The sequence below is a fragment of the Natrinema gelatinilyticum genome, assembly GCF_024266705.1.
Lineage (GTDB): Archaea > Halobacteriota > Halobacteria > Halobacteriales > Natrialbaceae > Natrinema > Natrinema gelatinilyticum.
The window spans coordinates 361,468-383,416 of the sequence record NZ_CP100757.1 but is presented as its reverse complement, the minus strand read 5'-3'; the positions used below and the strand labels follow the sequence as shown (position 1 = coordinate 383,416).

The following is a 21,949-nucleotide window of genomic DNA, read 5'->3' as shown; positions in this document are numbered from 1 at the left end:
ACCTGCTCAGCAAGAGCTATGCGGCGGAATTTGACGAGTCTTAGGAACGGGAGCGGATGGTGACGTGCGAGCGTGACCAACCGTCGCGCTCGCGGCCTTTTAGCCCAGCAGAGACGTGGACCTTGTCACTCTCAACTGGGCCATTGAGAGTGAGAGGTAGCGCTTCAAGCGTTCTGGCGAACTGTTCGATGCACCGGTGAAGCGTTCGGTAGGAAACGTCGAGTTCAGCATCTATAGTACCCGTTAGATATTTTTACTCAGAATATGTTACTGAATACAGTGGATCATCTCGACAAGATCGCTGTCGAGGAATTGCAAGATGCCCTCGATAACGTAGAGGGAAAGGAGCCGATACAACGGCTGCTGCAGCAATAGCGTACAAGAACGGCGTCACGCAGACTAAACTCGCTGAGTGGCATGGTGTGCACCGACGCACAATCTAAGCTTGCTCGAGCGACTCGTCAATGTCGAGTCGCTTGAGCAGGCTGTTACTGATGCTCATTGATCTGGAAGAAAGCGAAAGCTCAAAGAAACAGAGCAACAAGAGTTTGACGAGACTGTCCACGACTCACCTGAAGAAGTTGGGTTAACGCGCCGGCGCTCATCCAACAGTACCTTGACAAAACCGACGATATCGAGTACTCACTTCCGAGTTGCCGGCGGTTGCTCAAGGAGGCGGGATTGAGCTACCAGAAACCACGCCGTACAGACGCCGAGTCTGACGCTGACGAGCAAAAGATGTTTGGCGACGAGATCAAAAAAGCGGCGGGAGATGGACGTCACAGGAGTCTGTATCGATTAAACCAAGAAATCCGTCCAAGTTGAGTCACTTGCCGAACTTCCAACAGCGATTGACAATGCTCTTGACCAACTCTCGGTTCAAAAGTGGGCAACTATTTCTAATCCCTACTATAGCCGGCGAATATTCGTGTTGAACCGACGGAACGAGTAGAACGCGAACAAGAGGTTGTCGAGACCGATTTTCTCGCGCGCGAAGATCGTGCCGGAATGCAAATGAGAACATATCGGGTGGCCTGAACGCGTCACTCGTGCCCACTACGATTTCCCAGCGATAGCGTTACCCGACCAGCAATCTGCTTCTGAAGAGGGTTGCCGGAATTCTCATGGAGTCACGTTCGGGTTATCAAAACGACACCAAACGGTGTCGCTACGAGTCCATGACCTTGAGCGTCCAGTCGCCGTCGGCTTCGACGTTGAGCCAGACGGTACCGCCAGCCTTGTACGACCGCGAGTTGTCGAACTCGCCGGTCCGATAGACGAGTATCTCTCGACTGCCGCCCGCACCGTAGCCGTCGACGATGAACGCGCCGTCCCCCTCGTGTGTCGCGACGACTCTGGTGCGGCCATTCGTCCACAGCGGCCCAACGACGCCCGATCCCGTCCCGGACGCCTGCACGGGGAGATTCTCAAGTTCGTCGGCATCGACCGACGGCTGTGAGAGTTCAACTGACCATGTGCTGTCGGCATCGATCTCGAGTTTGTAGGTATCGCCGTCGACGGCCATGATCGACTTGCCGGTGGTATTCCCGGATGTGGTCAGCAGATTCTCGTTGCGTCCAGTGCCGCCGGATTTCGTCACGTCGACGGTGATCTCCTCGCCCTCGTGGGAAACGTTCGCGACGAGGATCCCTTCATTGAGGTCAAACTGAGGGGAAATGCCCGATCCGGATCCCTCGAACGTGTGGGACTGGCCTGCCTCGAGAATGGTTCCGCTTGGTTTCTCTCTGTTCTCGGTTTCGTCACCGCCGTCTGCACGCTCGAACGTTTTGTCGACAAGATCTGAGGGGGTGATGACGTCGAGTCCGCGGTGCTCGATGTGATCGAGGAGGAGTCCGAAGTCGTCCAGTGACATTCTATTTTCGTTGATATCCACGTCCTCTTCGTCGACGATTCGTGGAACACGCACTACGGTGAGGTGGTTGTACTGATCGGAGAGGTTCGTGTGTCGGCGAACACCGGTGTGAAGTGCGGGACCCCAGATGAACGGAATCATATGCATCTCGGTTGGCGGTACACTCGTCGTTCCGGCGTTGGACAGGAACGTCGACTCGTGGATATCTCTGACGACGCTGTAAGTCGTTGCGTCCATCCGGTCCTCGGGAACGAACAGGTGTCGTGCGCCGTTTTCGAAGCCGTTGTTCGCGAGCGTATCACGAGCAGTTTTGAGAATCTGTCGCTGTTGGTCCTCGGACTGTTCTGGCAGCGGGGCCGACACCTGCGGGAGCGAACAGACGTCCCAGCCGCGGTCTCGAAGGTCGCGTAATTCGGTGACCCCCATCCGACCGGTGCTCCCAATTCGCTCGGGGCTGACTGGAACCGCCGCGGTCCAGTCGCGCTCTGCGAGCATCCCGGCCGCGATGTCGTAGTGCGAACTGTGGCCGCCGTAGAACGCGAGGATTACGGCACCATTGCTGGCTGATTTGGTTCGGCGAAGGTCGTCGACCAGCAACCTGGTCGGTCCATCGTCCGGTCCGTCCGCGATGATATTGAGACCGGTGACGTTCGACAGATCCGGATCGCCCTGTGGCTTCTGCTGGTAGCCACAGTCCATTCGGAACCAGCCGTCGTACCCGTCCGGGACGATTCGGATACTGGTGAGACGCTTGCTCTGTGTCGGGGCGAGAAACTCGACGATGATTCGATCGGCGGATTCCGGTTTGACCGCCAGCGAGGTATCCCAGTCTTCGAAATCGATTCCGTCGTCGAACCGAAGCTCCATGCGGGCCGTCGCCTCGTTGCTCTCGAGGACCGCCGCTTGCGATCCGAGTCGCGCCTCGTCGGAATCGGCCGAGAGTTTACCAGTTCGGACAGACCACTCGTCGAGATCCTCCAAGTCGGAGACTACCTGCCCCCTATCGATAGCGGGCCAGTTCGTGGGGCCGGTCACCATTTCGCCCCTACCGATTCCGTTGCCGTCGTCCGACAGGACGTCCATACAGCCAGCGAGAGTAGTCGATGCAGCACCGAGTGCGGCGAGCATTCGCCGTCGAGACGAACCCTCGTTTGCGTCGCGTTCATGAGTCATTGTAGATAGGTTACTCGTCGTTACATTGTCTCTCTGATTACGTAAACGGGACCGCTGATTTGCTGACCCAGCAAATCGAAGTTAGAGATTTTAGTCATCCCTGCATCGATGCAGCTAGATGTTCATGCGCGATTCGATCAGCGGGTACCTGACGAACCTCTCCGAAGCGATCTCGTACCCGTTCGAGACGTGGTGGGGCACGATCGGACTCGTCCTCGTCACGGTCGCCACGTACGTCCTCCTGATTCTCAGTACGATGCCGGAGTTCTCGATTCAGATGCTCGGTGACGGACTCCACTGGTTCGAGTACGTCCTCGTCTCGCTTACGGAAACGGTCTACCGAACCGATGGCTGGTCAGGCGTCGTGGTCATCGTCCTCTACGCCCTGCTTTCGGGCGTTGCGATTGTCAATGCTATCGCACAGTTACGAATTGGTGGCCTCTCGATTCTCACCGACCTCTCTGGCGTCGTCCCGGGGCTCCTCGCGTCGGGCTGTGCGAGCTGCGGTGCTGGCCTCCTCGGCTTTCTGGGCTTCGCCGGAGGGGTGGCAGTACTCCCGTACGACGGCGCGTTACTTCGCGTTGGCGGGCTCGCCCTGTTGCTGTTCTTCCTCGGACGAGCGGGCCATCCGGAACACTGCGCGATCACGACCAAGGCGGCGAAATGACGGCATACGACTTCGTCCGATCGATCCAATCGGATTGGCGAGTGATGCTGTGGGGAACGGCCGCCGGAATCGGTGTGTTCCTACTTTTCGGGCTTGTCACCGGTCTCATTTCGAACCCACTGTCCGCTCGGATGGTTCCGCGGACACCTGTCGACTACCTGTGTCTAACGCTGATCGCGCTATTGACAGGCGTCTACGCCGCACAGCGACTGGTGACCGAAGTAGTCGAAACCGGTCTCGAGGTCGACGACGAGGACGAGGCCGACGGCGCGAGTAGCGAGGATCGCTGGGCACTCGGTGGTCTCGTCAGCGGATTCCTGGCGGACGGCTGTCCGATCTGTAACGCCTTCCTGTTGGGTCCTGTTCAGTTCATCCGCGCTCATGACGTACTCCTCGCCGCGGATCACGGGTCGAAGACCGCGAAAACGCACAACGAGGAATGCGACGCCTCGTTTGCGACGATCTATCGGCGAGTGTCGGTACTGCAGGACCACGACCTCATCGAGAAACGCAACACCGTCGATCCGGACGGCTCGCATCGAAACAAGTTCGAGATGGCACTCGAGGAATTCCACATCGAGATCACCGATGGCACGTTCTCGCTGACGCTGGAAACGCGCGACATGCTCGCTGACGACTACACGTCTTTCTGGACCGATCGCCGGGGTGATGACTGATGCAAGCGTTGTTCGTGATCGCCAAACTGATAACGTTCGTTCTGAGTCTCGTCGTCGCGTATCTGGCGTATCACGGCTATCGACGTAGCGGTCAAACGCCGATGCTGTACGTCTCTAGCGGGTTCGTCTTCATCGGTGTCGGTGCAATCTGCGAAGGACTCATCTACCTCGTGTTCGAGACGACGAGCGCGTCCGCCGCCCTCATGCAAGCGGCTATCGTTTCAAGTGGGATGGTGCTCGTTCTCATTTCGTTGGAGAAGTAATATCGCAAGCGCCCGAGCACCATTCACGTTCGTCGCTCTCCCGTACCGCTCGCACTTTTTCCGACTCGGGGAATTGCCGTTCAGGATTTACGATCCCCTCCGAAACGAAAACGTATGAACCGACGTCTGTGTCTCCAATCGATCGCTGCCTCGAGTGTCACTACCGCTGCAGGTTGTCTGAACTCTCTCTCGAGTGGCGAAGGGTAGGCAGACAACAGCGACAGCAGTGAGCGAGAACGTGCCGACGGAGCGATTCTCGGTCCGTCGGAGCAAGATCTGAGCGAGTCGTCGCATCCGAGTTACGGCGACGACCTCCCGCCAGTCGAACTCCCCAACCCCCTGACCGGTGAGACTATCTCGACAGACCAGTTCGAGAGCGATCGGGCCGTTTTGATGACCTTCTTTTATACGTCGTGTCCCGATGGAATGTGTCCTGTGTTGATACTACGACTCCGCCGTGCACAGGAAGCGGCCGCTGCCAACGGGTACGGTGACGATATCCAACTGCTCGCGATGACGTTCGATCCGGAACGGGACACAAAAGACGCGCTTCGGACGTTCGCCGGCCAGCAGGGAGTCGATCTCGAGGCCGGGAACTGGGACTTTCTCAGACCGGAGCGGTACGAAGCGGCAAAAGAGATCATGACTGACCAAATTGGGTTGCCGCTCAAGAAGGTCGATGCCGAAAAGTACGATTCGCTCGAGTATCGGTTCCCCCACTATAATTTGATCCTACTCGCGAACGAACGGGGGATCGTTGAACGAGCGTATCCCAGAGGGGCAACGGTCGAGATTTCACGGGTAGTCGCCGATCTCGAAACGGTGGTGTCAGCGTAAGATGCGCAGACGGGATATCCTCGCCGGAGTCTGCAGTCTGGGTGCGATCGGTGGCGCAGGTGCACTGGCGATACGCGGTCCACCCTCGTTCGGAGACGGACCAAGTAAAACCAAAACCGGGAATACGGATGGAGCGGAGTCTACGGACACCGAACCGCTCACAATCAAGACGATCGATGCGCCGGGAAGCGAAGCCGGCGAGATCCGTGTTCCGGCGTCCGACCAACCCACGTTCATCGATTTCTTCGGTACGTGGTGTCCACCGTGTATCGAACAGATGCCCGCACTTGCGGCAGCGAACGATCGCATCGGTGACGACGTGCTATTCATTTCGATTACGAGCGAAGCGATCGGACGATCGGTGACGAAAGCGGAACTGGTCGACTGGTGGGAGAAACACGGCGGGGACTGGTTGCTTGGTCTCGACCCGACTGCGGAACTGACTGCACAGTATCTTGCGGGCGGTTATCCCTCTGCCGTTTCGATCGATACATCCGGACGTGTCCAGTGGTCTGACACCGGCGTCAAAACGGCCGACGAACTCGTGGCGGGGATCGAACAGGCGCTCGAGGCGGGGACGAACGCGTGATCGATGCATCGCTCCTGTCGACGGTCGTCTTCGCGCTCACCGCCGGCATTGCAACCTTCTTTAGTCCATGTGCGTATCCGCTGTTGCCGGGATACGTCGGGTTCTACGTCAGTCGGACGGACGGCGACGACACGTCACTCGGTGGGGCGACGACCCGAGGCATCGCCGCAGGCATTGGCGTTCTGGGAACGCTCGCGGCCCTCATCGGGGTGACGTTCGTGATCGGCCAGCAGACGCTATCCAACCTCACAATCTTCGAGTCGCTTGTCGGCGGACTGCTGGTGTTCTTCGGCACTCTCGTTGTCGTCGGTCGCGCTCCCTCGCTATCGATTCCGCTTCCGAAGCGGCGCTCGAGCATCCTCGGATTCGGAATCTTCGGCGCAGGGTACGCGCTCGCGGGAGCCGGGTGCGTCGCGCCTATCTTCCTCGCGGTCGTCGCCCGTTCGCTGTCCCTACCGGCCGAGGCGACGGTGCTCGTCCTCGTGACCTACGTCGGTAGCGTAGTCGCCCTGATGATTGCGGTGACGGTCGCGACCGGGATGGGACTGGTCGTGAGTTCGGGTCGACTTGCGGCGTATTCGGGGCATCTGAAACGACTTGCTGGCGGCATAATGATCCTCGCGGGGATCGGACAACTCTATCTGGCGTTGGTCGTCTACTGAAGCTGTTCAGCTTCACACGTTAATATACTGATGTCTCATTTGAAGAAATGAGTGCGAAAAGCAGTCTTCTGGAGAATTCCAGAAACCAGTCGACTGTGAGTCGATGGAGCCGGTGCTCGGAGGCGTTTCCCGCAGCTCTCCGGGCGCCGTGACGACAGTAAACGCTGTACTCGTTCCCGACCTCGCTACCGAGTTCAACGTCCAGAGCGTCCCGACGCGCATCGTCCTGATAGACGGCGAGGAAGTCGCCTGCATCGACGACGGCTTCCAGCCCGCCGAAACGCTAGTCGACTCCCTCGAGGCACACGCGACGCACTAAGCTCGTCGTCTCGCTAACTGAATTGTCGTGGATCCCGGTCCTATTCCGGTACCGTAGTCGCCACGTCGCGCTCTTCGAACGCCAGTTCCGAATCGTGCTCAGTTTTCGCCGTTTCCTTTTCGATCACGAAGTCCTCGAGAATGAGCACGTCAAGCCCCATTCCGTAGAAGTCCTTGATCGCCTGCGTCGGCGTCCGGACGATCGGTTCAGCGTGATCGTTGAACGAGGTGTTGAGGAGAACCGGTACGCCGGTGAGGTCGGCGAACTCGGAGATGAGCCGGTGGTAGCGCGGATGCTGGTCCTCGCGGACGGTCTGCGGGCGCGTCGAGTCGTCGGCCGGGTGCAGGACGGCCTCGAGATCCGTACTCTTCTCTGGCCGAACGTCGTAGGCGTCGATCATGAACGGCGCTGGGCCGCCGTCGATCAGGTACTCCTCGGCAGCCGACTCGAGCATCGACGGCGCGAACGGGCGCCACTCCTCACGGTGTTTGACGAACCGATTGACGCGGTCTCGGGAATCTGCGCTGCGGGGATCGGCGAGGATGCTCCGGGCCCCGAGCGCTCGCGGCCCCAGCTCCATCCGGCCCTGGAACCAGCCGACGAGGTCGCCCGCTGCGAGCCGTTCGGCGACGTATCGCTCGAGGTCGTCCGGTTCCGCGTACTCGAGTTTGTTCGTCTCGAGGAGCGATCGGATCTCGTCCGTCTCATACTCGGGACCGAGATAGACGCCGGTCTGGCGGTCTACTGCCGACGGTGGCTGCTGTGCCCACCCCGCACCGAGCGCGAGACCCGCGTCGTGGGCGACCGGCTGGACGAAGACGTCGTCCACGGCCGGCGACTCGCGGACGCGCTTATTTAGTTTGCAGTTCAGCGCGACGCCGCCCGCGATCGCAACGTTTGCCGTATCAAATTGATCGACGGCGGTCTCCGCGATGTCGACGACCGTCTCCTCGAGCAGTTTCTGGGCAGTGTAAGCGAGGTCTTTCTCCCACTGGTCGAACTCGCCGGGTGTCTCGTGTCGAGGACGGCCGAATACATCCTCGAGGGTTTCGACGCCGTGGCCGGTTCCCCAGCGTTTCGTCAGTTTGGTGACATCGTAGTCGACGCCCGTGTCGATCAGCTCCCGAAGGGCAGATTCGATCTCGGGGTTCTCGTCCCCGTAGGGCGCAAGCCCCATCACCTTCCCCTCGCCGTTGAACATCCGATACCCGAGGTACTCCGTCACTGTGGCGAAGAAGAGCCCGAGACTGTTCGGGTGTTCGTACGTCCGGACTCGGGTTAATCCATCTTCATCGGCGTGCCAGACGACCGTCGAATCGTACTCGCCCTTCGCGTCGATCGTGAGTACGACACCCTCGTCGAACCCCGACGGGTGGAACGCGCTCGCGGCGTGACAACGGTGATGCGGAATCGTTTCGATCGGCGGCACTGGCGAACCGATCGACTCGAGGCGGTTCTCGATCTGCCGCGTCGGGACGAACTGACTCCGAACCTGCGTAACGAGCGTCCGCTCGAGCGCAGTGAGTTTTCGTCCGATCCCAGGCGCTCGGATCGCATCGAAAACGTAGTGAGAAGCAATTTCACCACGGAGCTGCGGATCGTACGGGAGGAGAATTCGATCGAGGTCCGAAAGGGACAGGTTTCGATGGTCGAGACAAGCCCGAATCGCGCGCTCCGGGAATGTGTCTGTTGCATGTTTCTCCCGCGTGTATCGCTCTTCTTCGACGCCGAAGACGGGCGTGCCATCTTCGAAAAGGGCGGCACTCGGATCGTGCTGACCGTAGAGGCCGATTGCGGGTTTGAATGAGAGACGATAGTCGGTCATGGCTCGTGAAAGTAACGTACTGTAACCCGAAACGAGGAGATAGCAAAACGGTAGTGACGATTTTCTGGGTCAGCAAATCGTCGGTATCGATTCCGTGCACGATCAGCCGGTCGCTCTGGTTCCGCGCAAACGCCATGCCACCACCAGACCAGTCATCAACACGAGCACAATGACGGCATGATATACGATATCCAGAACCGCCCGGAGGCCGATCCCAACGACGATCGTCCAAGTACCGATGAAAGCCCCTAACAGAGCGAATGCTTGTACGCCCGCGGCGATTGAGAACATCGTGCGCGACCGAATCCAGGTCATTGTCAGGCCGACGAGGAGAACAGTGCCGATTACGCTCTCGGCGATCATCGCCTCCCGATGCTCGTATCCCTGGATACGGAAACCTGCGTGTACCATGGCGGCAAGGAAGAATGACGTCGCTTCTATACCCAGGAACGCCCGGACAATACGCCTCACGGGGTGTGTGCCTGGCCATCGGGCTTGCTCACCGGAGTGAGCCGCTCCTTGACCCAGATAGTCTGCTGTCGGTTCGGTTTCGGACGGGTCCATAGTGGCTCGAACGGGGACGACGGTATTGGTGGTACGCTAGAACATGTTCGAAGCTACGGGAATAAGACCGTGCACCGACAATACGGTGTATGCCCAAGGCCCGAGTTCGATTCAAACCACCGGGGACCTCCCTTGGTGGTCCCTTCCGGTTGTCCAGTGAGTATCCCGATGATGAGTTTCGACTTTTGAGCGCCTCCCCGACCGAGGAGGGATTGGTCGTCGTACTCGAAGCGACCGTGGGAGACCCGGCAGTCATCCTCGACGTATTCGAGGACGCACCAGAGACACGAGTGCCATCCTACGACGTCCTCCATGCAGACGATCACACAGTCTTACTGCAATTTCAGCTCCCGTTCGTTCCCCCGCCCTTTCGCGCGCTCTTGGCCTCGGGCAATCTGCCGCAGTTCCCGTACACCATCGAGGACGGCTGGATCGTCTGTGAGCTCACGACCTCGCACGAACGGCTCTCACAGTTCAGCGACGAATTAGAGGAGACTGGATTCACATTCGACGTTCTTCGGGTCACCCAATCGGTCGATCCGACGGAACTCTTGACCGACCGCCAACGGCAGTATATGACTGAAGCACTCGAGCGCGGTTACTACGACACGCCACGGAAGTGTTCGCTCACCGAGCTCGCGGGGATCCTCGACGTGAGCAAATCGACGGCGAGTATCGTGCTCCACAACGCCGAAGAGTGCATCGTCAAGGAGTTCTTCGACGACCCGATCGAGTGACATTGACGGCGGCGAGTTCTATCTCAGCGAAGTCACTACCCCATGATCAGCCCGAACAACATGTTCGAATGAACGCTGGTGTGAACACCCGACGAGCACTCACGCGGGAGAGCAACGACGAACGAGGATCTCATCGCTATTGGTGACGTTCTTCGGGGACAATCGGATGCCTGGGGGGACGTCGATCTGGTTCGCGAGTCGGACTCCGTGCGTGTCGGACTCCGTTGTAGACATTCAGACCGTGTTCGGCCAGCCAGCCCCGCCGAAATTTGTGTTGTCGGACGGCATCCACCCCTCATTGGTTGGCCACCGCAGCGTGTCATAGAATACGTCTCATCCCCTTTCCCTCGCGATTATACAGCCTCCAATTCGCGTGTGACCCTATGAGATTTGGCAGTCATGGGTGTTGCTCGACAGCAAGATGGTGAATACTGCTTGTTGGGAACCATTGTATGACACGCTCCACCGGGCAATCGTCGGCGCTCTCATCGAACGATTGACGGCACAGCCCGGCGAGGGTAAACATGTTTGAACGAATCCTGAGGAGGGACTGGCCCCTCCGTTCGGATGATGGTTCGAAAATCATGCCCGGTCCGATTTGGATCGTACCGTACCGAAAGCGGTCGACGAAAACCGGACGAACAGTATGAACGTCCCGTGCAGCGAGGTCCGCCTCGCTTGGTGATCTTCGGTCTCGGTGTCGTCCTCGGCTTCGTCGCGTCTCGGAAGCTCGAATTCACGTCCGGAGGCCAGTGAACGATGTCAGAAAAATGTCAATCAATAGATCAGCGTGACGCTGATCACTGTCTCCGAGACAGACCTCGATACCCACAAAACACTGATCGACGAGCCCCGTGAGAACGTCGAATCGATGGGCGAGATTCCCGGACTACTCTCGCTTCGATGTGGAGAGAATTGCAATGGTCGAAGAACCCGTTGAGGCCGCGACGCCTGCTCAGTTCGATGAGTTAGACGATGCTGGCTCACGCTATAGCGCACCGTCGCTGTCGGGATGATCGTTGCGCTCGCCACGCCCATGGTGGTTGTACTCCAACAGTTCATCTCGCCGTTAGCCATCGCCAGTCTGCTGTTCGTCGTCGCCCTGGCACTCGCTTGATTCCGGCCACGGGTGGTGTACTCGGTATCGGTGTGCTCGCCGGACTGTGGCTGGTATGGCGACTGGTCAGTCTCTCCATGGTCCTCCCCGACCTCACCCGACCGTCGGCAACGCTATTTTTCGTGATAACGTTCGGGATGATCGTCTCCGGTACCATAGGTCTAGTCGGCCTTGTCGGTGCGCTGCGACGTGCTTCTGGTCGGCTTGCCGTTCGTTCGTTGCAAGCTGTCGTGGTCGTGTTGGTCGGTGGAGTGACGATAAGTCTGTTAGCTGGCCTTTGATGGGTCAACGATACGACTAGGTCCGCTCCAATGATGGTGTGGCGGGAATGCTTACGCGCGACATCCGAAGAACACCGCAATCGACACCGGGCACTCGACCAGACACGAAACACACCTCTCGGATTCATCGGGCGGTCCCACCCGGTACTGGATTGAGCATCTGGCCCTGTCGGTAGCTCACTGGCTATCGCGGATATCTCACCCAATGTCCGAGGACGATTTCTCTACCCGTTATTTCAGCATCGACAAAACGGTTCTCTCCAGACCGCCACACCTACGTTGATCTCAGCACCCAAGGGGAGGTACTGTTCACGAGTTACCACTGCTAGTAATCAGGTCGGACAACTCGAAGAGTCGGACGTCATCACGCGTGTCAGCGACGTTCTTGAGATCGTCAGTATACCCGGAGCGGCTGAACAAGGCGTACAGCGGCTCCCTGTTTGTTGGCCCTTCTGGCCACCGGACCTCCGACGCTGTTCGTTCGAGGTCGGCGAGTACGCCTTCGCTCACGGGTTGGGACGTGAACTTGCACTCGCCGGCGACGAGGCCGTCGGCGGTGAGGCCGAGGACATCCAGTTCGTGTTCCTTGAACCACCACTGCCCGACGTCACGGAATTGTCGGTCGATGAGATCTGGGAGCGCTTGCTGGCAGAGTCGTTCGAACAGCGGGCTCACGTAGTCTGCTAGTTCTGGTGCGACGAGTTCGTCGTACGCGTCGTCGTCGAGCATACGAAGCTGGTCCTGGTTGCCGTAGACGAACCGGAACCAGAACCGGAACAGCGGCGCGGCGGTGCGATACCGACCGCGTTTCGAGGCCGTCGGTGATTCCGTCACGGGGATGTGGCGTTCGACGAGGCGGAGTCGGCGGAGCTTCTGAAGGTACGTGCTGAGCGAGCCTGACTCTACGCCGGCCATGCCCGCGATCTCGTTCGGGGTGCGCTGTCCGTGGGCGAGCGCGCGGAGGATGCTGAAGTACGTGTTCGGCTGTCGAAGTTCGGTGCGGAGCAGAAATTCGGGTTCGGAGTACAGGAGACCGCGCTCCGAGAGAATCCCCTGCTGGACATTCGTTCCGAGCGGCTGGTTGGGGTCGATAGTCTGGAGGTAGTAGGGAGTGCCGCCGTAGATCGACCACGCCGTGATAGCGGTCTCGGGATCGTAGTCTGGGAAGAACTGGCGTGTATCAGTTACATCGAGGGGTTTGAGGTCGATTGTCGCTGTCCGCCGACCGTACAGCGGTGCGCTTCCAGAGAGTACCTTGTCTTCCATGACGCTGATCGAGGAGCCAACGAGGATGAGCGTCATGCCGGTTTCCTGCAGTTTCATGTCCCAGACGCGTTGGATCCGAGAGGGGAGCGATTCGTCCTCTTCGATGAGGAACGGGAACTCGTCGATGACGACAACGGCGTCGTCCTCGCCGAGCGCTTCGAGGAGCGCTTCCCAGTCGCGGCGGACATTGCGTAGCGACGGGAACTGCGCGGTGGCGGTGTCGACGAACTGTTCGAGTTGGTTCTGGGCGGTGGACTCGACTGCCTGATAGTAGACGGCGTCGTCCCGGTCAGAGATGGACTGACGAATGAGTTCGCTCTTGCCGAGGCGACGGCGGCCGTAGATGACGACAAAGTCTGCCGTCTCGGATTCGTAGCAGTCCGTGAGTTGATCTAGTTCGATGTCCCGATCAACGAATTGCTCCATACCGCTGGTACCACCCCTACCGAAATAGAATTTCCGATTTTGGAAATCGTAATTTCTGAAATCATGATTTCGCTACACCGGATTGGGTACTTAATTGCTTCGTAGGATCGCTAGACGAGGCTTGATTTCGGCGTTTTCACTAACGCCACCGCCGGTCGAAAACCGATACACTGCGGTTAATTCTACTGACATCTAACTGTTCGACGAAGATTGTAGACGGCACATTTGAGCACCATCTCGCGGAATTCGAGGTACCAACTTCGCGCACGCACGGCGGAGCCGAGCGTGCGCTTGATCGACGAAAAGACGGTCTCAACCATCCAGCGGCGGTTGTACCAGCGGCTGCTCATCCGGGCGTTGTGCGCCCGGTCAAGCGAGGAGGAGATCCGGTGTTTGATCAACGGTCGGATGCGATCAAGATGAAGATCGTCTCGGAACGGCTTTCCATCGTAAGCACGGTCAGCGGCCAATGACCGCAGGTCCTCGGCGTTTCGCCGAGTGACCTGCGGACCAATCTTCGCATCGTGTTTTTTCGTGGTCGTACAGTGAACGTCGTAAACGTACAGCGTTTTCACGTCCACGAGGGCGGTGACTTTGAGCGAGCGGACGCGGTAGTGTTTTCGCGTCGCGTAGTACCGCGAGGGCTGGTCGCGGTCGAAACCAGTCGAGTCGATCGCGGCATGGCCAGTGCGTTTCTCGGCTGATTCGCCGAGAAACGCACGATAGGTCTCCACCGAGATGGTTTCAAACCAGTCACGCAGGACGGTAAAATGCGGAAGCCGCGTGAGGCCGATTTCGTCGAGAATGCCGGGCATTTCGCTCAACAGATCGATCGTCTGGCGGTAGGATTTCCCGAGCTCGATCCGCAGTGCTTGGAACGTGAGCATCGTCCGCTCGGCGAACCCGCCACCCCCTGCGGGGTCGGCGGGTTCGCCCGGATTCCCGACAACGTTTTTAGCTTTCGCAACGATTTCTCGGGTGAGGAGACGGAATTCGGATACCAAAGTAATCCGTCTCTTCGCTTTCTACGAAGATAACGAGATTGAGGCGACGCCGTCTAGCGATCCGACAGAGCACCTCGAGGAGAGTAACGTCGTCCCCGGGACCGAGACAGTTCGCGATGCATCGACCGGCGAGCGCTATCAGTTCCTCCGGGATTACACGATCAGCAACTCGACCGGCGAGATCACGGTCCAGTCGGGGAGTGAGATCGCCGACGGCCAGACGCTCGAGATCGAGTACGACTGCAAGGTCAGCGGGACCTACGAGGCCGACGCCTACGCCAGCGACCCGCGGACCGATCGGACGGAGACGATCACCGGGCTGACGACTGAGCGTGGCTGTGAACTCGCCGCCAAACTAATCGTCGACACGACGTCGTCGCCGCGCTGGGAGGCCGACGTCGTGACCCCAGCGACCGAACACGTCGATGGCCTCCTGGAGGCGATCGACGTTGACGGGATCGCCAGCGTGGCGATGAGCGTCTACGATCTCGAGATCACGCCGGAGCGACTCTCGCTGCGGTTGGGGTCGCGCAAGCGCGCCGAGGACTTGATTTTCTCGAGGTCGTACAATGATTCACGATGCGATTGGATCAAGTGAGAGCGTGCGCCAGATCTGGTATTACGATTTGCATGATCTCCTCAAGTGGGAGCGAACACTCGCGGCGACTTTCGTGTTCATCATGGTTGCAGTAGTTCAGATGCTATTTGGATATCTGATGTTAGCACCACGAGATGCACTCACGACTACAAAGTTACTTGTTATATGTGCCGGCGGGTTCAGAATGATCGTCCCCGTGTTTGGGGTTCTTGTTGGACACAATGCTATTGCCGCGGATCGTGAAATTCATCGGTTACGTCTCTATTTATCGGCGCCGTACGTTCGCCGTGAGTTCTTCTTTGGACGACTCCTGAGCAGGCTTTCTTGGACAATCCTTCCTGTCGGAGCTGGTCTTCTGGTCGGCGTCCTAATCAGCATCGCGCTCACTGAATTTTGTCTCACTCCTCTTATCGTGTTTATCACTGCCACGTTGACACTGGCTTCGCTGTCCGTCTCGCTTTCTGTCGCTATTTCGTCTGTCGTCCAGACGAGTCGCTCTGCGCTATTTATTGCTCTTGGAATTCTCGCCGTCTTCTACACCAGCTGGTGGATCACTTCGATAGCAGGGTTTTTCACCGGTAGTACAACCGTAGTTCAGCACGCGGTAGGGTGGAGCCTCCTCCCTCAACGAACGACCGGAGGGAGTGAGTAGGGAGGAGAGGAAACCCGTTCGAGAAGGGTTAAGACACTCAAACCCGTATGGTACTATACTACTGCCATGGCACAAGCCCATGACAGTAGGTGCCACGAGTAAACTGGCACCTGTGGCGCGAGAGTATCGCGTCCGGTACTCGGGAACGACGACCGCGAGCGGGTTCGATCCCCGCCCCCATTTTGAGGGGAGAGCGTGAGAACACCGGGAATTAAATCGGCGGGACAATCCACGAAACGGGTCCGGTAAATACGAACCGCAGCAACACTTCGGTTCGTTGCCCACTTCGTGGACGGTAAGAGAAAGCCGGGCCGCGTCCATGCATGGGGTCGCGGGGCACAATGTCGTTGCGGCAAAGCCCCGTCCTCAAGGAGTGACCGACCGCCGCAAGGCGGGAGGGAGCGAGTAGGGCAGGGTAGTTTACATTGTCAACTTAGTTGACCCGACTGAAGCATATAGTCAACTGTTCATCGTTCTACTAGGTGAAAATTCGATATTGATTCTGAGTGTAGCAGTCCTTTCATTAGCTGCTTGGCTCATCATCCCGGTCGTATTCGGCGTATCAACGTTTGAGCGGGGTGATATCTGAGACTGTCTGTCTGATTGAATCGGCGGCAGATTTCGGAATCCATCGTTGACGTCAACTTGCCACTGAATCTCAACACCATATCGAATCGTTCTAGAACTTAGATGCCATTGCAGTTGACTTGCCTTCATTCCCTCCAAGATAGCGTAGAACTGGGTGGTACCATCCGTGGAGTCCATAGCTTTGAGTTGTTACTGGGTTGTAATCATGTGCGCTGCAAAAGCACCTCATTTACGTGGTAAAGCGTTTTCTCCACTTATTGCTAGAAGTATCCGAGGACGGCAAGTCACGGTCTTGTTTATGTCTGTATTGCGATTTTTCTGGACGCCTTGACCTTTTCAATGCTCGGGTATTGCCAGCCACGATGCTGCCGAAGTTCGCGACAAACATCTGGACGTTCTGCGGCGAGGTTCACCTCCTTGTTCGGTCCGGTGATCACGACCATCCGGTCGTTCCATGACCGACTTGCAATGAGCCAATCTCAGGTGGTTTCCATCATATATACTTGTCCTGCGCAAGACCGACTCTCTATGCCGACCACAGGTACGATTTCCAGGATACGTAAATGGGTCACGACACAGCGTAACGTTACAATTTTCACGGCAATTCTTGTTTCTGCCCCCATAGCGTATGCCTTTCAATCGTTACCCGGTGGGACATCTGGTAGTTTCCTCTTGGTGATGACACTCGCGGTCGGCATTCCCACTGCCTATGAGGACTACTGGCCACAGTACGACCAGACCTGGAAGGCAGTTGTGTGGATACTCATCGCCTGTGCGGTGGCCACAATTGAATTCACTGGACTCTACGTTGTAGGGACAGTAGTTGCTGGCCTCCCTCCGTTTCTCGCTTCCGTCGGGGCGTTTGTCATCGCCTATTTCGGAAATCACCTGTTGTTGTCTCTTCGACAGCGAAAATAGTGGTTCAAGCAAGACTACGTCCTCAATTCGAAATTCTGTGCAGACGTAACCAACGTGATCAGTTCTAAAGTGCTTGCCGGAACCTATTGAAAATATTGGGTCCAGGGACTGAACTGCCGTGTCGCTAGATACGAACTCGGCAAGTGTTTCTTGGAGCGCCGTGGTGATGACGTCGAGGCAATGGTCAATCGATTCGCTCGCGGATTCTTCGATGGCGACCTCGTCGTGTCCGAGATTAGGGGCGCTGGTGTACGACGACGCCATGGCAGATCTCCTCAAGGGACGGCTTGTCGTCTATCGGATCGATCGGAGCAGGACGGTGTCGCGTAAAGATGGGATCGGGGTCGATGTCCTCTATTGGCTTCGCCCACGGCCTTGGAACAGCGAGAGGTCGATTGCTTCTGCCATCGCCTGGTAGCCGGCGTCGTTCGGGTGAAGCTTGTCACCGCTATCGTACTTCGGAAGGATTTGCTTGGGGTCGTCGGGATCGCGAATTGCCTTGTCGAAGTCGACGACGCCGTCGAATGCCCCACTCGTCCGGATAAATTCGTTGACCTGTTGGCGTTTCTGCTCGCCCTCTGTGTAGTAGTACCCTGCTCCTTTGAACGGTGTCAGCGTCCCACCAATAATGCGAACGCCCTTCGAATGGGCACGACGGATGAGTTGTTGATACCCGTCGATGATCTGTTCTGCCGTCACGCTGCGAGAATCTCCGTGAGGAACGCTGCCCACGACCCGTCGAAGCCAGTAGCCCCTTCGCTGCTGGCGCCCGCTCGTCGCTGCCACTCTCGGAGGTATTCGTAGCAGTCTGTGAGTTCATCGTACTCACTGTTTACGAGTGCTTCCCAGAGCGGCTCCCCATCGAGCTTCAACTGTGCGAGCGTATCGTCGGTTACACCGAATATGGGCGAGCGAAGAGCAGCATACAGTGCCCGTTCGTCGGTCGGATCGGCGAGCGCTCGAAGCAGATTCACCAACGCGGTGATCTCCGTCGAATCGTAGAAGCCGACCCCTGAGGCGACCGAGTACGGAACATCCGCATCCTCCAGTGCCCGTTCGTATTTCTTGAGATGGGTCCGACTGCGGATAAGGATGGCAATATCATTCGGCTCGATATCGCGCGGTGCCGGATGTTCGACACCGCCGTCTGCGGGATGTTGAGAGCTTACTGTCTGTTCGGTCTCTGGCTCGTTTTCAACGTCGTCTTCACTCTCATCGTCGCTGTGTTCGGGATAGATTTGGAGCGGTGCGGCCAGTAGCTGCGAGAGTCGCGAAGCAAGCGCCTTTGCCTCGAGTTCGGCCTCGAGACGACCTATGCGGTCGTCCTTTCGAGAGAGTTCATCCTCGAGGGTTGTAACACGCTCGTGAAGCCGCTCGAGTTCGCTAGCTTTGTAGACTGCGACCTCGCTGAAGTCAAATCCACGGACCACGGTCAGGAGGTCCGTGTCTTTGTGAATCAATTCCTCGGCCTGTTGTTCGAGTCTGCTGGAGTGATCGGGGTTTGGTTTGAATACTCGTTTCGGAAGCGTTCGCTCGAGTTGCCGGATTCGAATAGCGTACCGTCGCAGCCACGATTCAGAAGTGACGCAAATCACTCATTGCAGACTCGAACTCGGATACCGTTTGAGACATCCATTTACAGTCGACAAGCAATCGGAGTCAGTTACCCGTCTCGTGCACAGAATCTGTCGTTCGGAACTCCTGACTATCATACGGTCTGCTGTCCGTCAGTTCCGGCACAACCGAGACCCGTCTGCGGTTGCACCGGCACACCCGCTGAGAGGCGTCCGGGGTTCCATCTCGGCGTCGTCTACCAACTCTTTCAGCTGCAACAGTTATATTAGTTGAAAATGGTTATAAATCTGAAATTGCAATAGATTGACTATCTCACACTAATTTATTGGTGGAGAGTGGACCGTGGTAACATGCCAGCGCAAGAGAACGGCAACAGTGGTAGTACAGGTCGACGACAGTTCCTCCGTACCAGTGGCGTGGCAGCCTTCGGCGCGAGTCTCGTCGGAACGGGTTCCGCAGCGGCGTCACAGGACAGGCGAAACCCGCGACTCGAGCGTATCGGGCACACGACTCTCGGTGTGCGCGACGGGGCCAATACTCACGGTGCCGTAAGCGAGCAGCACGATCTCGCGGCAGTAGGGTCGTTCATCACAGTCGACCCCGAAGTGCGACTCGTCGACATTTCCGATCCCACCGATCCGGAACTGACCGCGACGATCGAAACGGGGCCGGGAGGGGACATCCGGAACTCGGACATCCACCCCTCGGAACCACTGGTGTTCACTGCCAACGAGGGGGCGGTCGACGAGGACGGTGAGGGCGCCGGATGGGCCATCGTCGATGCGACTGACAAGTACGATCCCGAATTCATCGGCCACTTTACCGTCGACGGCGCGTCCAGCGGGGTCCACAATATCCAAGCGTTCGGTGACGAGTACGTTCTTACGGTGGGCCACGGACGTGGACTCGTCGTCTACGACATCTCCGATCGCGAAAATCCCGCGGAGGTATCGTCCTTCCAGATGCCGGAACCGGGTGAGGACCACGACGACGGACACGAGCACGAGGGAGACGGCGAAACCATCCACGCCGCACACGTCCGCGACGAGTACGTGTTCCTCGCCCACTGGAACCGCGGCATGTACGTCCTCGATATGAGCGATCCCGAAGATCCCGACGTCGCCGCGTCATTCGACTACTCGGAAGAGGAGGCTGATATCCCGCTTCGGTCGTGCCACCACGCGGTCCCGCATCCCGAGAAGGACATCTGCCTGCTCGGCGAGGAGGTCGGCTCCGGAGATCCCGGATACAAGCACATCGTCGAGTTCAACCTCGAGAACGGCGAAACCGAGCTCCTGTCCTCGTTCCAGTTCCCACAACACGCCAATCAGCCGACCGGCAGCCAGGGGTACTGGTGGACGGGCCACTTCTCCGACTGGGGCGTGGGCGACCAGCAGGACGTCGTATTCAGCGGCGATTACAAGGCCGGTGTTCAGGTGTTCGACGTTTCGAATCCCGAAGATCCCGTACGGATCCACCAGTATATCCCGACGAAGGGGGCCGACGAGGTCCGTCGCGAGAATCCCGATCGTCTGGGCCTGGTGGATAACGTCCCGTTCACGTGGGGTGCGGAAAGCTCGCTTGCGGGAGACAGCGGATACGTGTACGTCTCCGACGCTACTACTGGCCTCCACATCCTCTCCCTCGAGGGGTATTGATACTGCCGGACCGCAGCCAGTGAGAAGCCGGTCGCGAACGCGCGACTGATCTTCGGATAGTTCGGTCCGACAGTTTAACGAACTCGAAAAGGCGGGGTAGTTATCGAACTCCCGATTTCCGGCGGCTCCACCCTTCGCAAGAACCCCGTTTCGCCGACACTCGGCGAATCGCCGTCGCTCAAAGATTCCGACAAGGGCCCCCTTTTTCAGTTTTTGAGGTGTTCAACAGAAATTATAATTCATGTGTGCAAATACCATCCCGTATTGTTCAATGACACTACCAGAACGAACACTGTCCGAGGCGAGCGGGAGTACAGTTGCGATCGATCGCAGAGACGTGCCGACCGACACGGTCACCGGCACCTCTTCGAGGGGAGGGAAGTGACTATGCGCCGACCGCAGCGACGCGACCTGTTGAAAACGACGGGTGTGCTCGGTCTCACCGGCATCACGGGTATTGGGAGTGCACGCTCCGCTGACTCCGGGCAGAAACCGAGCGACACCCTCCGACTCTTCAGCGACGTGGCCGTCGACAGGACGCGAGAGGTCGTAACGCAAGGCCCGTACGCGTACGTCGCGACCGTAGACGGCCTCGGCATCGTAGACTGGCGAAACCCGAGCCGACCCGAACTCGTCGGATCGATGACCGCCGCCGACCCAGCAGGCGGGATCCTCGACGCCAAAGTCGACGGCGACCTCGCCAGCCTCGCGAGCAACGGCGGTCCCGGTATCACGCTCGTCGACGTGAGCGATCGGACCGACCCGGTCGAAATCGGATTCGTCGACATCGGTCACCACATCCACAACAGCTTCCTCCAGGACGGCTACGCCTACCTCACCGTCAACGAATCCGGCGACGCCGCGTTCAGTGAGGCGCGAACCACGATCGTCGACGTACGGGACCCGTCGAATCCGGAGGTCGTCGGTGAGTACCGACTCAAGGACGACTTCCCCAAATTTGCGATGGGCGGCGTCAACCCGTGTCACGACATCTACGTCCTGGACGACCTCCTCTACCAGGCGTTCTGGGATGCGGGTATCGTCGTCGCCGACGTGAGCGATCCCACGGATCCGCAGTTGCTCGCACAGTTCGGGGAGGCACCGACGGCGGACGATCCAGGATTTGACATCGAGGAGTACCTCACCCTACCCGGGAACGCCCACTACGTCCAGCCCTCTCCGGACGGCGACCTGGTCTACGTGGGCGCCGAGTCGTTCCCCGAGGATTTCGTCGAGGAGCCGGACAACGACGATTACGGCGGCATCAAAATCTTCGACGTCTCCGACTACGACGACCCGCGGGAGCTCGCGCGCGTCGATCCGCCGAACGTCGACGCGTTCCGCACGTCACACAACTTCGACGTTACTTCGAACCGCCTCCACGCCTCGTGGTACGACGGCGGCGTAACCGTCCACGACGTGACCGACCCTGCAAACCCCGAACGACTCGCGGGTTACGCGACGGAAACCACGTCGTTCTGGGCTGCTGTGGCCGCCCAGGACTTTACTGTCGGCAGCGACATCGGCGGCGGCCTCGTGTTCCTCCACCGAGACCGCGGTAGGCGAGATGCTCCCGGGTTTGAGGGGACGTCCCGTCCCGACTCACCCGACGTACGGTGAACAGGGTCAAGCCCCGAGGCACTCGGTTCCTTTTTTGTGAGCGTTTGCCCGACAGTAGAC

The 21,949-nt window shown here is 58.4% G+C and carries 18 protein-coding genes and 6 pseudogenes; 14 read left to right on the top strand and 10 right to left on the bottom strand.

Annotated elements, in window-relative coordinates; translation table 11 throughout:
• Window positions 1-67: 67 nt before the first annotated feature.
• Window positions 68-235 (bottom strand): annotated as a pseudogene (locus tag NJU76_RS19915) (IS1595 family transposase); the annotation flags it as partial.
• Between the two features lie 44 nt (window positions 236-279).
• Between NJU76_RS19915 and NJU76_RS19910 the strand changes: the two are divergent.
• Window positions 280-799 (top strand): annotated as a pseudogene (locus NJU76_RS19910) (winged helix-turn-helix domain-containing protein); the annotation flags it as partial.
• A 113-nt stretch (window positions 800-912) separates the two neighbouring features.
• Here the strand turns inward: NJU76_RS19910 and NJU76_RS19905 are convergent.
• Both NJU76_RS19905 and NJU76_RS19900 read right to left on the bottom strand, forming a co-directional pair.
• Window positions 913-1,008 (bottom strand): annotated as a pseudogene (locus tag NJU76_RS19905) (IS1595 family transposase); the annotation flags it as partial.
• A 160-nt stretch (window positions 1,009-1,168) separates the two neighbouring features.
• Complete coding sequence (locus NJU76_RS19900; protein ID WP_254533538.1) at window positions 1,169-3,046, bottom strand: polysaccharide deacetylase family protein; 1,878 nt, start codon at window positions 3,044-3,046, stop codon at window positions 1,169-1,171.
• A 118-nt stretch (window positions 3,047-3,164) separates the two neighbouring features.
• Here NJU76_RS19900 and NJU76_RS19895 point away from each other — a divergent pair, with 118 nt between their 5' ends.
• The 8 genes and pseudogenes from NJU76_RS19895 to NJU76_RS19860 all read left to right on the top strand — a co-directional run.
• Window positions 3,165-3,713, top strand: coding sequence for a hypothetical protein (locus NJU76_RS19895; protein ID WP_254533537.1), 549 nt, complete (start codon window positions 3,165-3,167; stop codon window positions 3,711-3,713).
• Window positions 3,710-4,112 (top strand): annotated as a pseudogene (locus NJU76_RS19890) (hypothetical protein); the annotation flags it as partial. The gene NJU76_RS19895 and the pseudogene NJU76_RS19890, both read left to right, overlap by 4 nt.
• Entirely contained in the window at window positions 4,085-4,390 is a 306-nt protein-coding gene (locus tag NJU76_RS19885; RefSeq protein WP_425604339.1) for a transcriptional regulator, read from the top strand. The pseudogene NJU76_RS19890 and the gene NJU76_RS19885, both read left to right, overlap by 28 nt.
• The gene (locus tag NJU76_RS19880) at window positions 4,390-4,653 is read left to right on the top strand and encodes a DUF7521 family protein (protein WP_254533536.1); all 264 of its coding nucleotides are present in this window, start codon (window positions 4,390-4,392) and stop codon (window positions 4,651-4,653) included. The genes NJU76_RS19885 and NJU76_RS19880 overlap by 1 nt, the downstream gene beginning before the upstream one ends.
• 114 nt (window positions 4,654-4,767) lie before the next feature.
• A pseudogene (locus tag NJU76_RS19875) lies at window positions 4,768-5,490 on the top strand (SCO family protein).
• 1 nt (window position 5,491) lies between these two features.
• Window positions 5,492-6,079 carry a TlpA family protein disulfide reductase gene (locus NJU76_RS19870; RefSeq protein WP_254533535.1) on the top strand — a complete coding sequence of 196 codons (588 nt, stop codon included), beginning with the start codon at window positions 5,492-5,494 and terminating at the stop codon, window positions 6,077-6,079.
• On the top strand, window positions 6,076-6,741 hold the full coding sequence (locus NJU76_RS19865) for a cytochrome c biogenesis protein CcdA (protein WP_254533534.1): 666 nt from the start codon (window positions 6,076-6,078) through the stop codon (window positions 6,739-6,741). Before NJU76_RS19870 ends, NJU76_RS19865 begins: the two co-directional genes overlap by 4 nt.
• A gap of 94 nt (window positions 6,742-6,835) precedes the next feature.
• Window positions 6,836-7,060, top strand: a pseudogene (locus NJU76_RS19860) (thioredoxin family protein); the annotation flags it as partial.
• A gap of 40 nt (window positions 7,061-7,100) precedes the next feature.
• On the opposite strand, the gene NJU76_RS19855 reads toward NJU76_RS19860, so the two are convergent.
• Both NJU76_RS19855 and NJU76_RS19850 read right to left on the bottom strand, forming a co-directional pair.
• Window positions 7,101-8,885, bottom strand: a complete 1,785-nt coding sequence (locus NJU76_RS19855) for a carbamoyltransferase family protein (protein WP_254533533.1) — start codon at window positions 8,883-8,885, stop codon at window positions 7,101-7,103.
• A 102-nt stretch (window positions 8,886-8,987) separates the two neighbouring features.
• Complete coding sequence (locus NJU76_RS19850) at window positions 8,988-9,449, bottom strand: hypothetical protein (RefSeq protein ID WP_254533532.1); 462 nt, start codon at window positions 9,447-9,449, stop codon at window positions 8,988-8,990.
• A gap of 89 nt (window positions 9,450-9,538) precedes the next feature.
• Here NJU76_RS19850 and NJU76_RS19845 point away from each other — a divergent pair, with 89 nt between their 5' ends.
• A complete protein-coding gene (locus NJU76_RS19845) occupies window positions 9,539-10,186 on the top strand; it encodes a helix-turn-helix domain-containing protein (protein ID WP_254533531.1) in 648 nt (215 codons plus the stop codon).
• A 1,707-nt stretch (window positions 10,187-11,893) separates the two neighbouring features.
• Here the strand turns inward: NJU76_RS19845 and NJU76_RS19840 are convergent.
• Together NJU76_RS19840 and NJU76_RS19835 are read right to left on the bottom strand one after the other, a co-directional pair.
• The gene (locus NJU76_RS19840; RefSeq protein ID WP_254533530.1) at window positions 11,894-13,276 is read right to left on the bottom strand and encodes an ATP-binding protein; all 1,383 of its coding nucleotides are present in this window, start codon (window positions 13,274-13,276) and stop codon (window positions 11,894-11,896) included.
• A gap of 182 nt (window positions 13,277-13,458) precedes the next feature.
• On the bottom strand, window positions 13,459-14,280 hold the full coding sequence (locus NJU76_RS19835; protein ID WP_254533529.1) for an IS5 family transposase: 822 nt from the start codon (window positions 14,278-14,280) through the stop codon (window positions 13,459-13,461).
• On the opposite strand from NJU76_RS19835, the gene NJU76_RS19830 reads away from it, so the two are divergent.
• Window positions 14,255-14,878: a hypothetical protein gene (locus NJU76_RS19830; RefSeq protein WP_254533528.1), complete on the top strand. Its 624-nt coding sequence runs from the start codon at window positions 14,255-14,257 to the stop codon at window positions 14,876-14,878. The two genes, NJU76_RS19835 and NJU76_RS19830, sit on opposite strands and share 26 nt — an antisense overlap.
• On the top strand, window positions 14,850-15,530 hold the full coding sequence (locus tag NJU76_RS19825) for an ABC transporter permease (protein WP_254533527.1): 681 nt from the start codon (window positions 14,850-14,852) through the stop codon (window positions 15,528-15,530). The genes NJU76_RS19830 and NJU76_RS19825 overlap by 29 nt, the downstream gene beginning before the upstream one ends.
• A gap of 1,230 nt (window positions 15,531-16,760) precedes the next feature.
• Here the strand turns inward: NJU76_RS19825 and NJU76_RS19820 are convergent.
• From NJU76_RS19820 to NJU76_RS19810, 3 genes are all read right to left on the bottom strand, one after another.
• Window positions 16,761-17,300, bottom strand: coding sequence for a hypothetical protein (locus tag NJU76_RS19820; RefSeq protein ID WP_254533526.1), 540 nt, complete (start codon window positions 17,298-17,300; stop codon window positions 16,761-16,763).
• A 90-nt stretch (window positions 17,301-17,390) separates the two neighbouring features.
• A complete protein-coding gene (locus NJU76_RS19815; protein ID WP_340681258.1) occupies window positions 17,391-17,735 on the bottom strand; it encodes a GDSL-type esterase/lipase family protein in 345 nt (114 codons plus the stop codon).
• Complete coding sequence (locus NJU76_RS19810; RefSeq protein ID WP_340681257.1) at window positions 17,732-18,631, bottom strand: 3'-5' exonuclease; 900 nt, start codon at window positions 18,629-18,631, stop codon at window positions 17,732-17,734. Before NJU76_RS19810 ends, NJU76_RS19815 begins: the two co-directional genes overlap by 4 nt.
• A 330-nt stretch (window positions 18,632-18,961) precedes the next feature.
• Here NJU76_RS19810 and NJU76_RS19805 point away from each other — a divergent pair, with 330 nt between their 5' ends.
• Window positions 18,962-20,269 carry an LVIVD repeat-containing protein gene (locus tag NJU76_RS19805; RefSeq protein ID WP_254533525.1) on the top strand — a complete coding sequence of 436 codons (1,308 nt, stop codon included), beginning with the start codon at window positions 18,962-18,964 and terminating at the stop codon, window positions 20,267-20,269.
• A gap of 387 nt (window positions 20,270-20,656) precedes the next feature.
• Entirely contained in the window at window positions 20,657-21,889 is a 1,233-nt protein-coding gene (locus NJU76_RS19800) for an LVIVD repeat-containing protein (protein WP_254533524.1), read from the top strand.
• Window positions 21,890-21,949: the final 60 nt, after the last annotated feature.